Annotated in this window: 9 protein-coding genes; 4 read left to right on the top strand and 5 right to left on the bottom strand. The window is 55.7% G+C overall.

All coding sequences use genetic code 11. From position 1 onward, the window contains the following. Positions 1 to 265 precede the first annotated feature (265 nt). From G5193_RS19285 to G5193_RS19275, 3 genes are all read left to right on the top strand, one after another. Positions 266 to 868 carry a hypothetical protein gene (locus G5193_RS19285; RefSeq protein WP_019445334.1) on the top strand — a complete coding sequence of 201 codons (603 nt, stop codon included), beginning with the start codon at positions 266 to 268 and terminating at the stop codon, positions 866 to 868. 66 nt (positions 869 to 934) lie between these two features. Next, positions 935 to 2,122, top strand: coding sequence for a restriction endonuclease (locus tag G5193_RS19280; RefSeq protein ID WP_421206938.1), 1,188 nt, complete (start codon positions 935 to 937; stop codon positions 2,120 to 2,122). A gap of 260 nt (positions 2,123 to 2,382) precedes the next feature. Then, complete coding sequence (locus G5193_RS19275) at positions 2,383 to 2,868, top strand: GNAT family N-acetyltransferase (RefSeq protein WP_421206936.1); 486 nt, start codon at positions 2,383 to 2,385, stop codon at positions 2,866 to 2,868. Positions 2,869 to 2,990: 122 nt separating this feature from the next. On the opposite strand, the gene eno is transcribed toward G5193_RS19275, so the two are convergent. The 5 genes from eno to rlmD form a co-directional block, all read right to left on the bottom strand. Next, positions 2,991 to 4,292, bottom strand: a complete 1,302-nt coding sequence (eno, locus tag G5193_RS19270; protein WP_005335583.1) for a phosphopyruvate hydratase — start codon at positions 4,290 to 4,292, stop codon at positions 2,991 to 2,993. Positions 4,293 to 4,381: 89 nt separating this feature from the next. Continuing rightward, positions 4,382 to 6,019, bottom strand: coding sequence for a glutamine hydrolyzing CTP synthase (pyrG, locus tag G5193_RS19265; RefSeq protein ID WP_005335584.1), 1,638 nt, complete (start codon positions 6,017 to 6,019; stop codon positions 4,382 to 4,384). 141 nt (positions 6,020 to 6,160) lie between these two features. After that, a complete protein-coding gene (mazG, locus tag G5193_RS19260) occupies positions 6,161 to 6,958 on the bottom strand; it encodes a nucleoside triphosphate pyrophosphohydrolase (protein WP_421206933.1) in 798 nt (265 codons plus the stop codon). A 73-nt stretch (positions 6,959 to 7,031) separates the two neighbouring features. Further along, complete coding sequence (relA, locus tag G5193_RS19255) at positions 7,032 to 9,245, bottom strand: GTP diphosphokinase (RefSeq protein WP_005335588.1); 2,214 nt, start codon at positions 9,243 to 9,245, stop codon at positions 7,032 to 7,034. A 547-nt stretch (positions 9,246 to 9,792) separates the two neighbouring features. Next, positions 9,793 to 11,115 carry a 23S rRNA (uracil(1939)-C(5))-methyltransferase RlmD gene (gene rlmD, locus G5193_RS19250; RefSeq protein ID WP_421206931.1) on the bottom strand — a complete coding sequence of 441 codons (1,323 nt, stop codon included), beginning with the start codon at positions 11,113 to 11,115 and terminating at the stop codon, positions 9,793 to 9,795. A 153-nt stretch (positions 11,116 to 11,268) separates the two neighbouring features. Between rlmD and barA the strand changes: the two genes are divergently transcribed. Continuing rightward, on the top strand, positions 11,269 to 13,986 hold the full coding sequence (gene barA, locus G5193_RS19245; RefSeq protein ID WP_421206929.1) for a two-component sensor histidine kinase BarA: 2,718 nt from the start codon (positions 11,269 to 11,271) through the stop codon (positions 13,984 to 13,986). Positions 13,987 to 14,038 lie beyond the last annotated feature (52 nt).

Raw genomic sequence — 14,038 nt, 5'->3', positions numbered from 1 at the left:
ATTTCTGACCTGCTCAAGCAAGCGTGCTTTGGCGGCGCTTTCTATGCGCAACCCATGTACAGTTTTTTTCATACAGTGGTCACCGTGGAGCATAAAGAGGAAGTCAAGCGAATACTCCCAGCATGAGAAGCAAACGGGTAACATTATGAGTTAATAATGATTTTCACTTGGTGGCGATGAAAATGTTACGGAGTTATATGGAATTCTCTGCTAACGGATTAGTACCGCCTTCCATCTAATCACTGTTATGGATTCTGAGCGCTAAATGGTTACCAATAAAGGATTGAAAGACTTGAATTATATAGAAAGATTAATAAATGCGGTCGACTACACGCGCAGCTTAGGATTGAAGATTGAAAAATCTCCGATCCCGCTAGGTGAAAAGATTGAACGTTCAACCATGCAAGATATTTTTCAACTATGTGGTGATGCGTTATACCACTATGGTTATCAAAATTCAGAAGATTTAGCTGGGCAATGTGCGCCTGTACATTTAATGCTAATGTCTCATCTTAAAAGCGACATGAACATTGAAAGCTTTATCACGATAGGTGATAGATATTGGGATGATTACGTCTATTGTGAGATGTCTAAAGATTCTATAGAACGTGAACTTGAGAAGCCGAGTATTGATGGAGACATTAAGGCTCATGTTTGGCTGACCCTTACAGATGGTACGATTTTAGACTGTACTGCAGAGGCACATGCCGATCTCCTTTTCAAGCGAGGCCTACATCCTGCCCACAAATGCATAATGCTCGTTGATCCAACTCAGGAAAAAAGTGCTAAGTCGGGATATCATAGGCCTTATCTGATAGGAACTGATTTTTTAGAAAAGACAGGGATGTATCGGATTGTACATCCATAACAAAGCATTGCAGCGGACAAGCCGCTGAATGCGGCGTTACCCCTCAATTGAAACCCGAGTAAATTTATGACAGAAAGCCCGTTAAATGCTGCGTTGAGAATTTTTGAAACAGCAGAAGCAAACCTAGTAAAGCTTGAAAAAATCTGGATAGAAATGGAATCAATAATTCCTAGCGGAGTGGCGTTTCTAGACGATTCTGGCTATGAGAATAATTGCAGAGATTTCGAAAATGTTTTGTCCTGTCTCCCCAAAATCGATGGTTGGAAACCAAAAATTTACTTGATGAACTTGAATGAGATAGGACAGAACAGACTTGATGCAATGGAAGTTGGCGAAATAGAGTGCCAAATTTCGGTTGAGAATCAGATATACGAACCAGCCAAGTTAATTCGCGAATATAGGCATAAGTTCGATCGTAAGAGGCGTGAGCTAGTGCGAGATGCACTTCAATCGGCTATTGATAGCATAGATGAAGACTTGAGAGATCTCGCAATTGAGCTCGAAGGTAAATCTGAAGTCAATGAAGCCGTTACCCGCTCTGGCTTTGATGATTTAAAGTTTCATATTGCTGAAATTGATACGTTACTGGGCAGTGAGCCTCGCCCTAGTAGATGGACAGACCTGCACCGACACTTACATTTCGGGTTACTCGGAGATCTTCAAGATATCATTAAGCATGACTGGCCGAGCGTAAAAAGTGGCATTAGAAAGTCACTGTACGGAGAGAAAGAGCCCATACCTGTCGAAATAGACGATCTTGGCAGTTTAGTATCTAGCAAGCCTACAGGCCCCATTGTTGTACAGCTTAAATGGGAAAAGCTCTCTCCAGATGATTTTGAGAGAGTAATATTTGCTCTGATCTCTTCTGAAAAAGGCTATGAAAACCCCGAGTGGCTGATGAAAACTAACGCTCCTGATAGAGGAAGAGATTTATCCGTATTAAGAGTTCATAACGACCCTCTTGGCGGTGTGTTCCGGCATCGAACAATTATTCAATGTAAGCACTGGTTGTCAAAAAGTGTTTCTGTATCTGATATAGCAGAGCTTAAAGAACAAATGAAACTTTGGGAGCCTCCAAAAGTTGATATTCACGTAATCGCTACTTCGGGAAGATTTACTTCTGATGCTGTAGCTTTAGTCGAAAGACATAATCAGTCTGATAGTGGCTTAAGAATAGAAATGTGGCCAGAAAGCCATTTGGAACGTTTGTTATCTCGTCGTCCATCGTTAATTGCAGAATTTGGGCTTCGATGAGAGACAAGGGAATTGGGCCCCCCACCATTTTGAGTGCCGCGTAGCGAGCCCACTTAGCCACCGACGGGCACGGTATTGTTGTGGTCTCCTCTGATTTGCTGAGACGAAGCTACAGCCCGTAAGTTCGATTAGCGAAGCGTAATCGGACGTTCGCGGTCACAATATTTCGTGATAGCACCAATTGCCTTTAGAAACCGGCTTTCACGCTGTCTCATTTTTTACCTGTATCTTTGCTGGCGTAACACTCCCCAAGGAGATTTATGAAGCCCGACTTAACCGGCACTCGGATTGTGCTGCGCACCATTGGCCCGCAGGATGCTGCCGATCTGTTCGAGATTTATGGCAATCCGCTGACCATGGAGTTTGCCTCTGATCCCTGCTTTACCTCTCCCGCCATGGTGGCGCAGATGATGGCGAGCGTGGTGCGGCTGGAGCAAACGGGGGAGTCGCTGGAGTGGGCGATTGTCGAGCGGAAGAGCAATAAGGTGATCGGCACCTGCGGCCTGCACAGTTTTAGCGAGGCGGGTCACAGCTGCGAGGTGGGCTGCCTGCTCAATGCGGCCTATTGGCGAAGAGGGTTTATGTCGGAGGCGCTGGGATTGCTGTTCGCCCACGCCAGCACACTGGGAGTCACCAGCCTCACCGCAGATATCGATGCAGATAACGTCCGCTCTATCGCCCTGTTTGAAAAACTGGGCTTCCAGGCGCATGCAGGGCGCTATCAGCGCACGCTCCCCTTTGTCTGACCCGAGACCAGAGGTACAACCCCTCACCTCTCAGGCTGTTGTGGCAAGGATCAGGCATAAAAAAACCGGAACCCAAGGGTTCCGGTTTTTTTCATTCCAGCCGAGGCTGGCAAACCAGCAAATTAAGCCTGGTTTTTAACTTCTTTCAGACCGCGGAAAGGAGCTTTGGCACCCAGAGCTTCTTCGATACGGATCAGCTGGTTGTACTTGGCAACACGGTCAGAACGGCTCATGGAACCGGTCTTGATCTGGCCAGCAGCGGTACCAACAGCCAGGTCGGCGATGGTCGCGTCTTCGGTCTCACCGGAGCGGTGGGAGATGACAGCAGTGTAGCCAGCGTCTTTGGCCATCTTGATGGCAGCCAGAGTTTCGGTCAGGGAACCGATCTGGTTGAACTTGATCAGGATGGAGTTGGCGATGCCGTTGTCGATACCGCGCTTCAGGATCTTGGTGTTGGTTACGAACAGGTCGTCACCAACGATCTGGATTTTCTTGCCCAGTTCAGCAGTCTGGTAGGCGAAACCTTCCCAGTCAGATTCGTCCAGGCCATCTTCGATGGAGACGATCGGGAACTTGGTGGTCAGGTCAGCCAGGAAGTCGGAGAAACCGTTGGAGGTGAAGACACGACCTTCGCCTTTCAGGTTGTACTCTTTCTTCTCTGCGTCGTAGAACTCGGAAGCAGCGCAGTCCATAGCCAGGGTGATGTCGGTGCCCAGTTTGTAACCGGCAGCGGCAACAGCTTCAGCGATAACTTCCAGCGCTTCGGCGTTGGATTTCAGGTTCGGAGCGAAACCACCTTCGTCACCAACTGCAGTGTTGTAGCCCTTGGACTTCAGCACTTTGGCCAGGTTGTGGAACACTTCTGCGCCCATGCGAACGGCTTCTTTCAGGGTCTTGGCGCCAACCGGCTGGATCATGAACTCCTGGATGTCGACGTTGTTGTCGGCGTGCTCACCACCGTTGATGATGTTCATCATCGGCAGCGGCATGGAGTAAACACCCGGGGTGCCGTTCAGCTCGGCGATGTGGGCGTACAGCGGCATGCCTTTGGCAGCAGCGGCAGCTTTGGCGTTAGCCAGGGAAACAGCCAGGATGGCGTTGGCGCCGAACTTGGATTTGTTCTCGGTACCGTCGAGGTCGATCATGATCTGGTCGACAGTGGCCTGGTCCTTGGCATCTTTACCCAGCAGAGCTTGAGCGATCGGGCCGTTTACGGCTTCGATGGCTTTCAGCACGCCTTTACCCAGGAAACGGCTCTTGTCGCCGTCACGCAGTTCCAGCGCTTCGCGGGAACCGGTGGACGCGCCAGACGGAGCGGCTGCCATACCAACAAAACCACCTTCCAGGTGAACTTCGGCCTCAACGGTCGGGTTACCACGGGAGTCGATGATTTCACGACCGATCACTTTAACGATCTTGGACATGTGTATTTCCTCAGGTTTCGTAAAAAAACAACAAAAATATGCCAAAAAAAGCGGCTGTGGCACAGTGCCCCAACCGCATTTATTTTCAATTACTTCAAATTACGCTTCTGATACTCGCCTGCCGCCTTCACAAAACCGGCGAACAGAGCGTGGCCATCACGAGGAGTAGAGGTGAACTCCGGGTGGAACTGCGCAGCCACGAACCAGGGGTGATCCGGGATTTCGATGATTTCCACCAACTTCTTGTCGGCGGAGAGACCGGTCACTTTCAGACCTGCCGCTTCAATCTGCGGCAGCAGCTTGTTGTTTACTTCGTAACGGTGACGGTGACGCTCGTAAATGGTCGGGCTGCCGTACATCTGACGCACTTTGGAATCTTCGACCAGGTGGCAAAGCTGGGAACCCAGACGCATGGTACCGCCCAGATCAGACTTCTCGGTACGGGTCTCGACGTTACCTTCTTCATCCACCCACTCGGTGATGAGGCCGACGACCGGATACGCGCAATCTTTCTTGAATTCGGAGGAGTGAGCCCCTTCCATACCCGCTACGTTGCGAGCGAATTCGATCATGGCAACCTGCATGCCGAGGCAGATACCCAGGTAGGGGATCTTGTTCTCGCGGGCATACTGGGCAGCCAGAATTTTGCCTTCCACACCGCGCTCACCAAAGCCACCCGGCACCAGGATCGCGTCCAGACCTTCCAGCAGCTCGGCGCCACGGGTCTCGATATCCTGAGAGTCGATGTACTTGATGTTGACGGAGTGACGGGTCTTGAGACCACCGTGCTTGAGCGCCTCGTTGACGGACTTGTAAGCGTCCGGCAGGGAGACGTACTTGCCGACCATACCGATGGTCACTTCACCAGTCGGGTTGGCCTCTTCGTAGATAACCTGTTCCCACTCGGACAAGTCAGCCTCTTTGCACTCCAGACCGAAACGCTCGGTGAAGTAGGAGTCCAGATTCTGGGATTTCAGCAGTGCCGGGATCTTGTAGATGGAGTCGACGTCTTTCATGGAGATGACGGCGCGCTCGGGCACGTTGCAGAACAGGGCAATTTTGGCGCGCTCGTTGGCCGGAATGGCACGGTCAGAGCGGCAGATCAGCACATCCGGCTGGATACCGATGGAGAGCAGCTCTTTGACGGAGTGCTGGGTCGGCTTGGTCTTCACTTCACCGGCAGCAGCCAGGTAAGGAACCAGCGTCAGGTGCATGAACATGGCGTTGTTGCGGCCCACTTCGGCAGCCAGCTGACGAATGGCTTCGAGGAACGGCAGGGACTCGATGTCACCTACGGTACCGCCCACTTCGACGATGGCAACCTGATGGCCTTCGGCACCGGCAATCACCCGCTCTTTGATGGCGTTGGTGATGTGCGGGATAACCTGAATGGTGGCGCCCAGATAGTCACCACGACGCTCTTTACGCAGTACGTCGGCGTAGATACGGCCGGTGGTAAAGTTGTTGCGACGGGTCATCTTGGTGCGGATGAAACGCTCGTAGTGGCCCAAATCCAGATCGGTTTCGGCCCCGTCCTCGGTTACGAACACTTCACCATGCTGGGTCGGGCTCATGGTGCCCGGATCCACGTTGATGTACGGGTCCAGTTTCATGATGGTCACATCCAGACCACGGGCTTCCAGAATGGCTGCCAGAGAAGCTGCGGCAATGCCTTTGCCGAGGGATGAAACAACGCCACCAGTAACAAAAATATATTTGGTCGTCATGCTGAACCTGAAAGAAGTTTAGGGAATTTTAAGGGGTGCTTCGGGGATGAAGCAGGACGGGGAAACAGTATACCAAAAACCCCTCTCCCAAACAATGAGCAAAAATCTATCAGGCTCACCGCCCCCCCATCTTGCGCCAAATCAACTTTGCTCGGTTTCCTTCGCCTTATCCCAGGCGGCATCGAGCTTTTCGAGGGTACAATCGGTCATTTTCAAGCCTTCTGCGGCGATTATCTGCTCAACCTGACGAAAACGACGTTCGAACTTGGCGTTGGCACCGCGCAGCACCTGCTCCGGATCCTTGCCCAGATGACGCACCAGATTGACGGTGGCAAACAACAGGTCGCCGAGCTCGTCGCTCACTCGCGCCTCGTCCACATCGGCCATCAATGCCTCTTCCATCACCTCGTCGATCTCTTCGTGGATCTTGTCCACCACAGGCCCCAGCGTCTTCCAGTCAAAACCGACGGTGGCACAGCGTTTCTGGATCTTGGCGGCGCGGGTCAGGGCTGGCAGCGAGAGCGGGATGTCGTCCAGCACGCTCTCTTTGTCGAGGGCCGCCCGTTCTTTGGCTTTTTCCGCCTCCCAGTTCGCTTTTACCGCCTGCTCGTCGCCAAGGTCTGCATCGGAAAAAACGTGGGGGTGACGGCGAATGAGCTTTTCGCTCACCGTATCGACGATATCGGCGAAATCGAACAAGCCCCGCTCTTTACCCAGCTGGGCGTAAAACACCACCTGAAACAGCAGGTCACCCAACTCCCCTTTCAGCCCCTGCCAATCTTTGGTCTCGATGGCATCGGCCACTTCGTAGGCCTCTTCCAGGGTGTGCGGCACTATGCTCTGGAAGTTCTGTTTCAGATCCCAGGGGCAGCCGTTTTGCGGATCGCGCAGGCGAGCCATGATGTCGAGCAGTTGGGGCAGATCGTAACGTTGGGACATGGGATATTCGCTTTCGATTTGTTCAAAAAGGGTCGTAAATGCAGACCGGCCACTGGGGCCGGTCGGTTCGATATCAAAGCCGCTTGGCACTGATCACGTCATTGAGCTGACTGAGCTTGGCCAACGCCCGGTTGAAGGCGTTGATGTTGTAAATTTCCAGCTCCATGTCGATCTCGGCGGTCTGCTCGCGCACGTTGGAGCGTGAGCGCACCCCCATCACATTGATCTTCTCGTTGGCCAGCACGGTAGTGATATCGCGCAGCAGGCCGGAGCGATCGTTGGAGATGATCCGGATGGTAAGGCCGTAGCCGCCAGAGTAATTTTCCCCCCACACCGCATCGATCAGCCGCTCGGGGTTGCGACGTGACAACTCCTTGAGCTGCTCGCAATCTTCCCGGTGGATCGAAACGCCGCGCCCCATGGTGATAAAGCCCTGAATGGAGTCCCCCGGAATAGGCTGGCAGCAGCGGGCGATATGGGTCATCAAGTTGCCAACCCCTTCCACCACGATATGGTCTTTGGGCTTGTGGCGCATCGGCGCATTGGCCTTCTGCTCCAGCTTCTCCAGCAGGCGGCGATCTTCCTCTTCCGCCGTCGGCTTGTTGTAACAGGTGTCGAGATAGTTGAGCACCTGGTTGATGCGGATATCGCCGCTGCCGATACCGGCCAGCAGATCGTCGGTGCTCTCCAGATTGAAGCGGCGCAGCATGTTGCCCTTGTCGATCTTGGACATGCTGAGGTTGTGGCGATCCAGCTCCTTCTCGAACAGCTCGCGACCGGCCACGATATTCTTGTCCCGATCCAGCTTTCTGAACCAGGTCGCCACCTTGGCCCGCGCCCGACTGGAGCGCAGGAAGCCGGCGTTGGGGTTCATCCAGTCGCGGCTCGGGTTCGGCTCTTTCTGGGTGATCACCTCCACCTGATCGCCGGTCTGCAGCGCGTAGGTAAACGGCACGATGCGGCCGTCAATCTTGGCGCCGATGCAGCGGTGACCGATCATGCTGTGGACGTGATAGGCAAAATCGAGCGGGGTGGCGCCAGCTGGCAGGTCGATGACATCCCCTTTCGGGGTGAAGACGTAGACTCTGTCCTCGAACACCTGACTGCGCAGATCTTCCAGCAGGGAGCCGCTCTCGGAGAGGTCTTCCTGCCAGGCGAGCAGCTTGCGCAGCCACTCGATCTTGTCTTCGAAGGTGTTGGCCTTGCCGCCAGCCTGTGCTCCTTCCTTGTAGCGCCAGTGCGCCGCGACGCCGAGCTCGGCATCCTGATGCATCTGGTCGGTACGGATCTGGATCTCGACCGTCTTGCCCTCCGGCCCCACCACTACGGTGTGGATCGACTGATAGCCGTTGGGTTTGGGGTTGGCGACATAGTCGTCAAACTCGCGGGGAATGTGGTGGAACTGGGTGTGCACGATACCGAGCGCCGCATAGCAATCCTGCAGCCGCTTGGTCACTACCCGCACCGCGCGCACATCGAACAACTCGTTGAATTCGAGGTGCTTCTTCTGCATCTTGCGCCAGATGCTGTAGATATGTTTCGGCCGACCGTACACCTCGGCGTCAACTCCCGCCTCTTTCAACCCATTACGCAGGGATTGCACAAACTCGCGGATATAGCGCTCGCGGTCGAGCCGCTTCTCGTCGAGCTGCTTGGCGATCTGTTTGTAGGTATCCGGGTGCAGGTAACGGAAGGCGAGATCTTCCAGCTCCCACTTGAGCTGGCCGATGCCCAGACGGTTGGCGAGCGGCGCATAGATGTTGGTGATCTCCTGGGCCATCAGCACCCGGGTCTCTTCATCTGCCGTCTTCGCTTCCCGCAGGCAGGCGATCCGCTCCGCCAGCTTGATCACCACGGCGCGCACATCCTCGACCATGGCAAGCAACATGCGACGCACGTTGTCGACCTGCTCCGGCGAGGTTTCGCTGCGATGGAGGGTCTGCAGGGAGCGGATGGCCTCCATCTCCAGCACCCCTTCCACCAGCTTGGCGATCTTGGAGCCGAAGTCCTCGTCCATCCGCTCCTGGCTGATAAGACCGGCTTCGACGAAGGGGTAGATGATGGCCGCTTTGAGGGTACCGATATCCATGCTGAGCATCTGCAGGATGCCCACCATTTCGATGCCGCGCACCAGCAGCTTGCTGGTCAGCGCCTCGTCACCGAGCGTCAGACAATACTGGTAGACGGTTCGCAGCTGATCCTTTTCACTGTCACTCAAGGAGAGCGAGCTGACCCACTCTTCCAGGGTGAAGTTGTCTTTCAAATGAATATCGCGAACCGCAACCATGGTATCAATCCTTTAAATTATCGGGCCGAAAGCTGTCACTTCCCCCCTCATGAGATTGCCTCAAATGGGGATATCCAGCGCACTTTTCAAGGCATATTGTCCAGAAAGACAATAGAGCGCGCCAACAGGCCCTGCCGAACGACGAGGGTCTAGATTACCCCAATCACATCAGCTCAAACAGCCGCAGACATGCCAGATTACACATCCGCATCGCCGTACCGATGAGCAGGATTACTTCATATACACACCTGCTCAAACAGCCGCAGACATGCCGGATTACACATCCGCATCGCCGTACTGATGAGCAGGATTACTTCATATACACACCTGCTCAAACAGCCGCAGACATGCCAGATTACATATCCGCATCGCCGTACTGATGAGCAGGATTACTTCATATACCACACCAGCTCAAACAGCCGCAGACATGCCGGATTGCACATCCGCACGCCGTACTGATGAGCAGGATTACTTCATATACCACACCAGCTCAAACAGCCGCAGACATGCCAGATTACATATCCGCATCGCCGAACTGATGAGTCATTTACTCCCGTTCAAACAGCGCCATGGACTCCAGATGACCGGTGTGAGGGAACATGTCGAGCATGCCGAGGCGCACCAGACGGTAACCCCCTTTCACCAGCACCTGACTGTCCCGCGCCAGGGTGACCGGGTTACAGGAGACGTAGACCACCCGCTTGGGTGAAAGTTTCACGACGTGTCCCATCACTTCCAGCGCGCCAGGACGAGCCGGATCCAGCAGTACCAGATCAAACCCTTCCCGCGCCCAGGACATGCCGACAATGTCATCGCTCAGGTCGGCTTTGTAGAAACGGGCATTGGTGATGCCGTTGCGACGGGCGTTCTCTTCGGCCCGCTGCACCATGGCCAGTTCACCTTCCACACCCACCACTTCGCGAGCCTGACGGGCCAGCGGCAGGGTGAAGTTGCCGATGCCGCAGAAGAGATCGAGCACCTTGTCATCCTTGCTCGCCCCGAGCCATGTCAGCGCCTGCTCGACCATGTTCTGGTTGATGGGGCCGTTGACCTGAATGAAATCACCGGGGGCAAATGCAAGAGACAGGCCATCCAGCGAGTAGGATGGGGAAAAATGTTGCTGCAGCGCTTCGATGCGATCATCGGCCGCCTGCAGATAGAGGTCGATCCCCTGCGCTTTTGCAAACGCCACCAGCAGGGCACGATCCGCCTCATTGGGGCGGCCAGTATGGCGCAGCAGCATCATGATCCCCTGCTCGGCTTGGATTAGCTCCGCATGGCCCAGCTCGCGCTGGCTCTTGAGGCGATTGAGGCACTCACGCAGCGGGGCAATCAGCGCAGAGAGCGGCTCGGCCAGCACAGGGCAACTGTCGATCTCCACCAGATCGTTGCTGTTGCGACGGCGGAAACCGACCCGGGTGCAGCGACCGTTCTTGTCAAATTTGATGGCCAGACGACAGACCCGGCGGTAGGCGCGATCTTTACCGGTCAGTACCGGCTCCAGCGCCGGCGCCTTGATGTTGCCCAACCGCTCGAACAGGCTGACCAGTCCGGCCGCCTTGGCGGCTTGCTGATCGGTAACCGACATGTGCTGGGCACTGCAACCGCCGCACTCGCGATAGTGGCTGCAGAAGGGGGCGATACGGTTGGCTGCCGGGGTCACCACCTGTTGCAAGGCGGCGTGACCATACTGCTTTTTCTCTTCGGTGATGCGTGCCTTGACGGTCTCGCCGGGCAGTGCCCCTTCGACGAAGATCGCCTTGCCCTGATGGCGACCGATACCGACGCAGTGGTGATCGAGGGTGTCTATCGTAAATTCAATGCGTTGGAGCTGGGTGGACTTCTTTTGGGGCTTGAAAAACTGGGCCATAAAACTTGGTGCCTATAGGTGGCTATGTCATGATTGTGAAATCTGCTGCCGGGTATTGTCCCACAAGAATAATAGTATGACCAAATACGGCCACAGAGCCCGTGTATTGCCATCAACCCTATCGCCAACCCTGTTCACTGGTGGCCTGTTCGTATGACCAAATATGGCCTGAGAGCACGCGTTCTCGCCTTCACCATCCTGCCGACCCTGATCATCGGTGGCCTGATGGCCGGTTACTTCACCTTCCACCGCTACCAGCAGCTGGAAAACAACCTCATTGATCAGGGGATCAACATCATCGAACCGCTGGCGATCGCCAGTGAATACGGGATGACCCAGCACAGTCGCGAATCCCTCAAGCGGCTGATTGGCCTGACCCATCGCAAGAACTCCCCCTTCATCAAGTCCATCGCGGTTTTCACCCAGGACAACCAGCTGTTCGTCACCTCGAACTACCACAGGGATTTCACCCGGCTCAGGCTGCCCGATGGCGAACCCATTCCGGATCTGACCAGCGTGACGTTTCAGGGAGACGACATCATTTTGCGCACCCCGATCCAGGCTGAAACCAGTCTGGATGGCTTCCCGCTGCCCAGCGATGTAGAGCCGCCGATGATCGGCTACATCTCGATGCAGATGGCGACCGACAGGGCCATGTTGCTGCAATACCGCGACACCTTCTTTGCGGTGATCATGGTGCTCATCGGGGTCGCCTTCAGTACCCTGTTTGGCTTCCGTCTGGTCAAGAGCGTGACCCAACCCATCACCAACATGGTGCAGGCGGTGCACAAGATCAGGGAGGGGCGCCTCGATACCCGGGTCAGCGGCCAGCTCACCGGCGAGCTGGATATGCTGAAAAATGGCATCAACGCCATGGCCAAGGCGCTCTCCGAATATCACGAAGAGATGCAGCAGAATATCGATCAGGCCACCTCTGACCTGCGCGAAACCCTGGAGCAGATCGAGATCCAGAACGTCGAGCTCGACATGGCCAAGAAGCGGGCGCAGGAGGCGGCGCGGGTCAAGTCGGAGTTTTTGGCCAACATGTCCCACGAATTGCGTACCCCGCTCAACGGGGTCATCGGTTTTACCCGCCAGTTGCTGAAAACCAGCCTGACCCCGAGCCAAACCGACTACATGCAGACCATCGAGAAGTCGGCGCGCAACCTGCTTGGCATCATCAACGACATCCTCGACTTCTCGAAGTTGGAAGCGGGCAAGCTGCAGCTGGAGCATATCCCGTTCAGCCTGCGCGACACCCTCAACGAGACCATGCACCTGCTCGGCCCCAGCGCCCACGACAAGCAGTTGGAGCTCTCCCTGCGGGTGGATGCCGATGTGCCGGACTACCTCACCGGCGACCCCATGCGTCTGCAACAGGTGCTGACCAACCTCACCGGCAACGCCATCAAGTTCACCGAACAGGGCAACGTCGATGTCCATATCGAGCAGACCGGCAGTGGCAACCACAAGGTGAGGCTCAACGTCCAGATCCGCGATACCGGCATCGGCATCTCCCAGGAGCAGCAACATCAGCTGTTCCAGGCCTTCAATCAGGCCGACTCCTCCATCTCCCGCCGTTATGGCGGCACGGGCCTGGGGCTCGTTATCACCCAGAAGCTGGTGCAGCAGATGGGCGGCCAGATCCGCTTTGAATCGGAGCTCGGCAAGGGCTCCATCTTCTCCTTCAGTCTGGATGTGGAGGTATCCCCCCTGCCCCAGACCGATCAATTGCCGCTGGATCGGATCCGTGGCAAACGGCTCTGGCTGCTGGAACCGGATCCCTTCGCGCAAGCCTCCCTGCTCGCCCTGCTGGCGGAGTGGCACCTCGACGTGCACCCACTGACCAGCGATGATCCCTGGCCCGAGATGAGCGAGCAGGAGATGGTGATCATCGGCAGCAGCCCCCTGCATACGCCGCAGCAGGTGATCGGCCGTCTCGACAGACTGAACGGCCAGCAGCAGAACACCATAGTGCTGCTCAGCAGCCACGAGCCGGCGCTCTATGAAGCGATGCTGGCCCATGGCGCCCAGCACTGTCTCTCCAAACCAGTCAACCACCGCAAGCTGCTGCACGCCCTGCTCTCGCCGGAATCGAGCCGCCAGAAGCTGCCCGCCCAGCCTGCGCCGCGCCAGTTGCAGCCAATCAAGGTGCTGGCGGTGGATGACAACGCCGCCAACCTCAAGCTGATCGCCGCCATGCTCAAGGAGATGGTGAGTCAGGTGGTGGTGTGCAAAAACGGCAAGGAAGCGGTCAAGCAAGCACAGAGCCAGCCGTTCGACATCATCTTCATGGATATCCAGATGCCGATCATGGATGGCATCAGCGCCACCCAGGCGATTCGCAACCAGTCCCTCAACACCACCACCCCGATCGTGGCGGTAACCGCTCACGCCATTCCCGGAGAACGGGAGCGGCTGATCAGGCAGGGGATGGACGACTATCTGGCCAAACCCATCGACGAGAGCATGCTGGCCCAGCTCATCACCGACTTTGCCCATCGCCGCCACCAGAATAATGGTGCTCAACAGATCGACTGGGCACTGGCGGTGCGGCAGGCGGCGGGGAAAGAGCATCTCGCCAGAGAGATGCTGACCATGCTGCTGGCCAGTTTCGACGAAGTGGAACCAGTGCTGGATAGCGCGCTGGCTGGCGAAATTGAAGATAGCGAGGTGCTGGCCCAGCTCCATCGCCTCAACGGTGGCTGTGCCTATTCCGGGGTGCCGGGGCTGCAACGGCTGCTCTCCCAGCTGGAGCAACAGCTGCGTGACGGCGTGTCGGTCAGCGAGCTGGAACCCGAGCTGCTGGAGCTGCAAGATGCGCTGGAACTGGTGCGCCAAGAGGCGCCCCGCTATCTCGGCAAGGCTTGATGAACTTGACCTGAACTGTATCGGCCCCCGCTTTTTCTGACGCGAGGGCTGC

Source organism: Aeromonas sp. 601027, from assembly GCF_049174455.1.
GTDB lineage: Bacteria > Pseudomonadota > Gammaproteobacteria > Enterobacterales > Aeromonadaceae > Aeromonas > Aeromonas veronii_A.
This window is presented reverse-complemented; position numbering and strand designations above follow the sequence as displayed.

Excerpts from the sequence above, each read along its gene's own strand:
- G5193_RS19285 (WP_019445334.1), top strand. The coding sequence starts at position 266 with ATGGTTACCAATAAAGGATTGAAAGACTTGAATTATATAGAAAGATTA.
- relA (WP_005335588.1), bottom strand. The coding sequence starts at position 9,245 with ATGGTTGCGGTTCGCGATATTCATTTGAAAGACAACTTCACCCTGGAA.
- eno (WP_005335583.1), bottom strand. The coding sequence starts at position 4,292 with ATGTCCAAGATCGTTAAAGTGATCGGTCGTGAAATCATCGACTCCCGT.
- G5193_RS19280 (WP_421206938.1), top strand. The coding sequence starts at position 935 with ATGACAGAAAGCCCGTTAAATGCTGCGTTGAGAATTTTTGAAACAGCA.
- pyrG (WP_005335584.1), bottom strand. The coding sequence starts at position 6,019 with ATGACGACCAAATATATTTTTGTTACTGGTGGCGTTGTTTCATCCCTC.
- G5193_RS19275 (WP_421206936.1), top strand. The coding sequence starts at position 2,383 with ATGAAGCCCGACTTAACCGGCACTCGGATTGTGCTGCGCACCATTGGC.
- barA (WP_421206929.1), top strand. The coding sequence starts at position 11,269 with ATGACCAAATATGGCCTGAGAGCACGCGTTCTCGCCTTCACCATCCTG.
- mazG (WP_421206933.1), bottom strand. The coding sequence starts at position 6,958 with ATGTCCCAACGTTACGATCTGCCCCAACTGCTCGACATCATGGCTCGC.
- rlmD (WP_421206931.1), bottom strand. The coding sequence starts at position 11,115 with ATGGCCCAGTTTTTCAAGCCCCAAAAGAAGTCCACCCAGCTCCAACGC.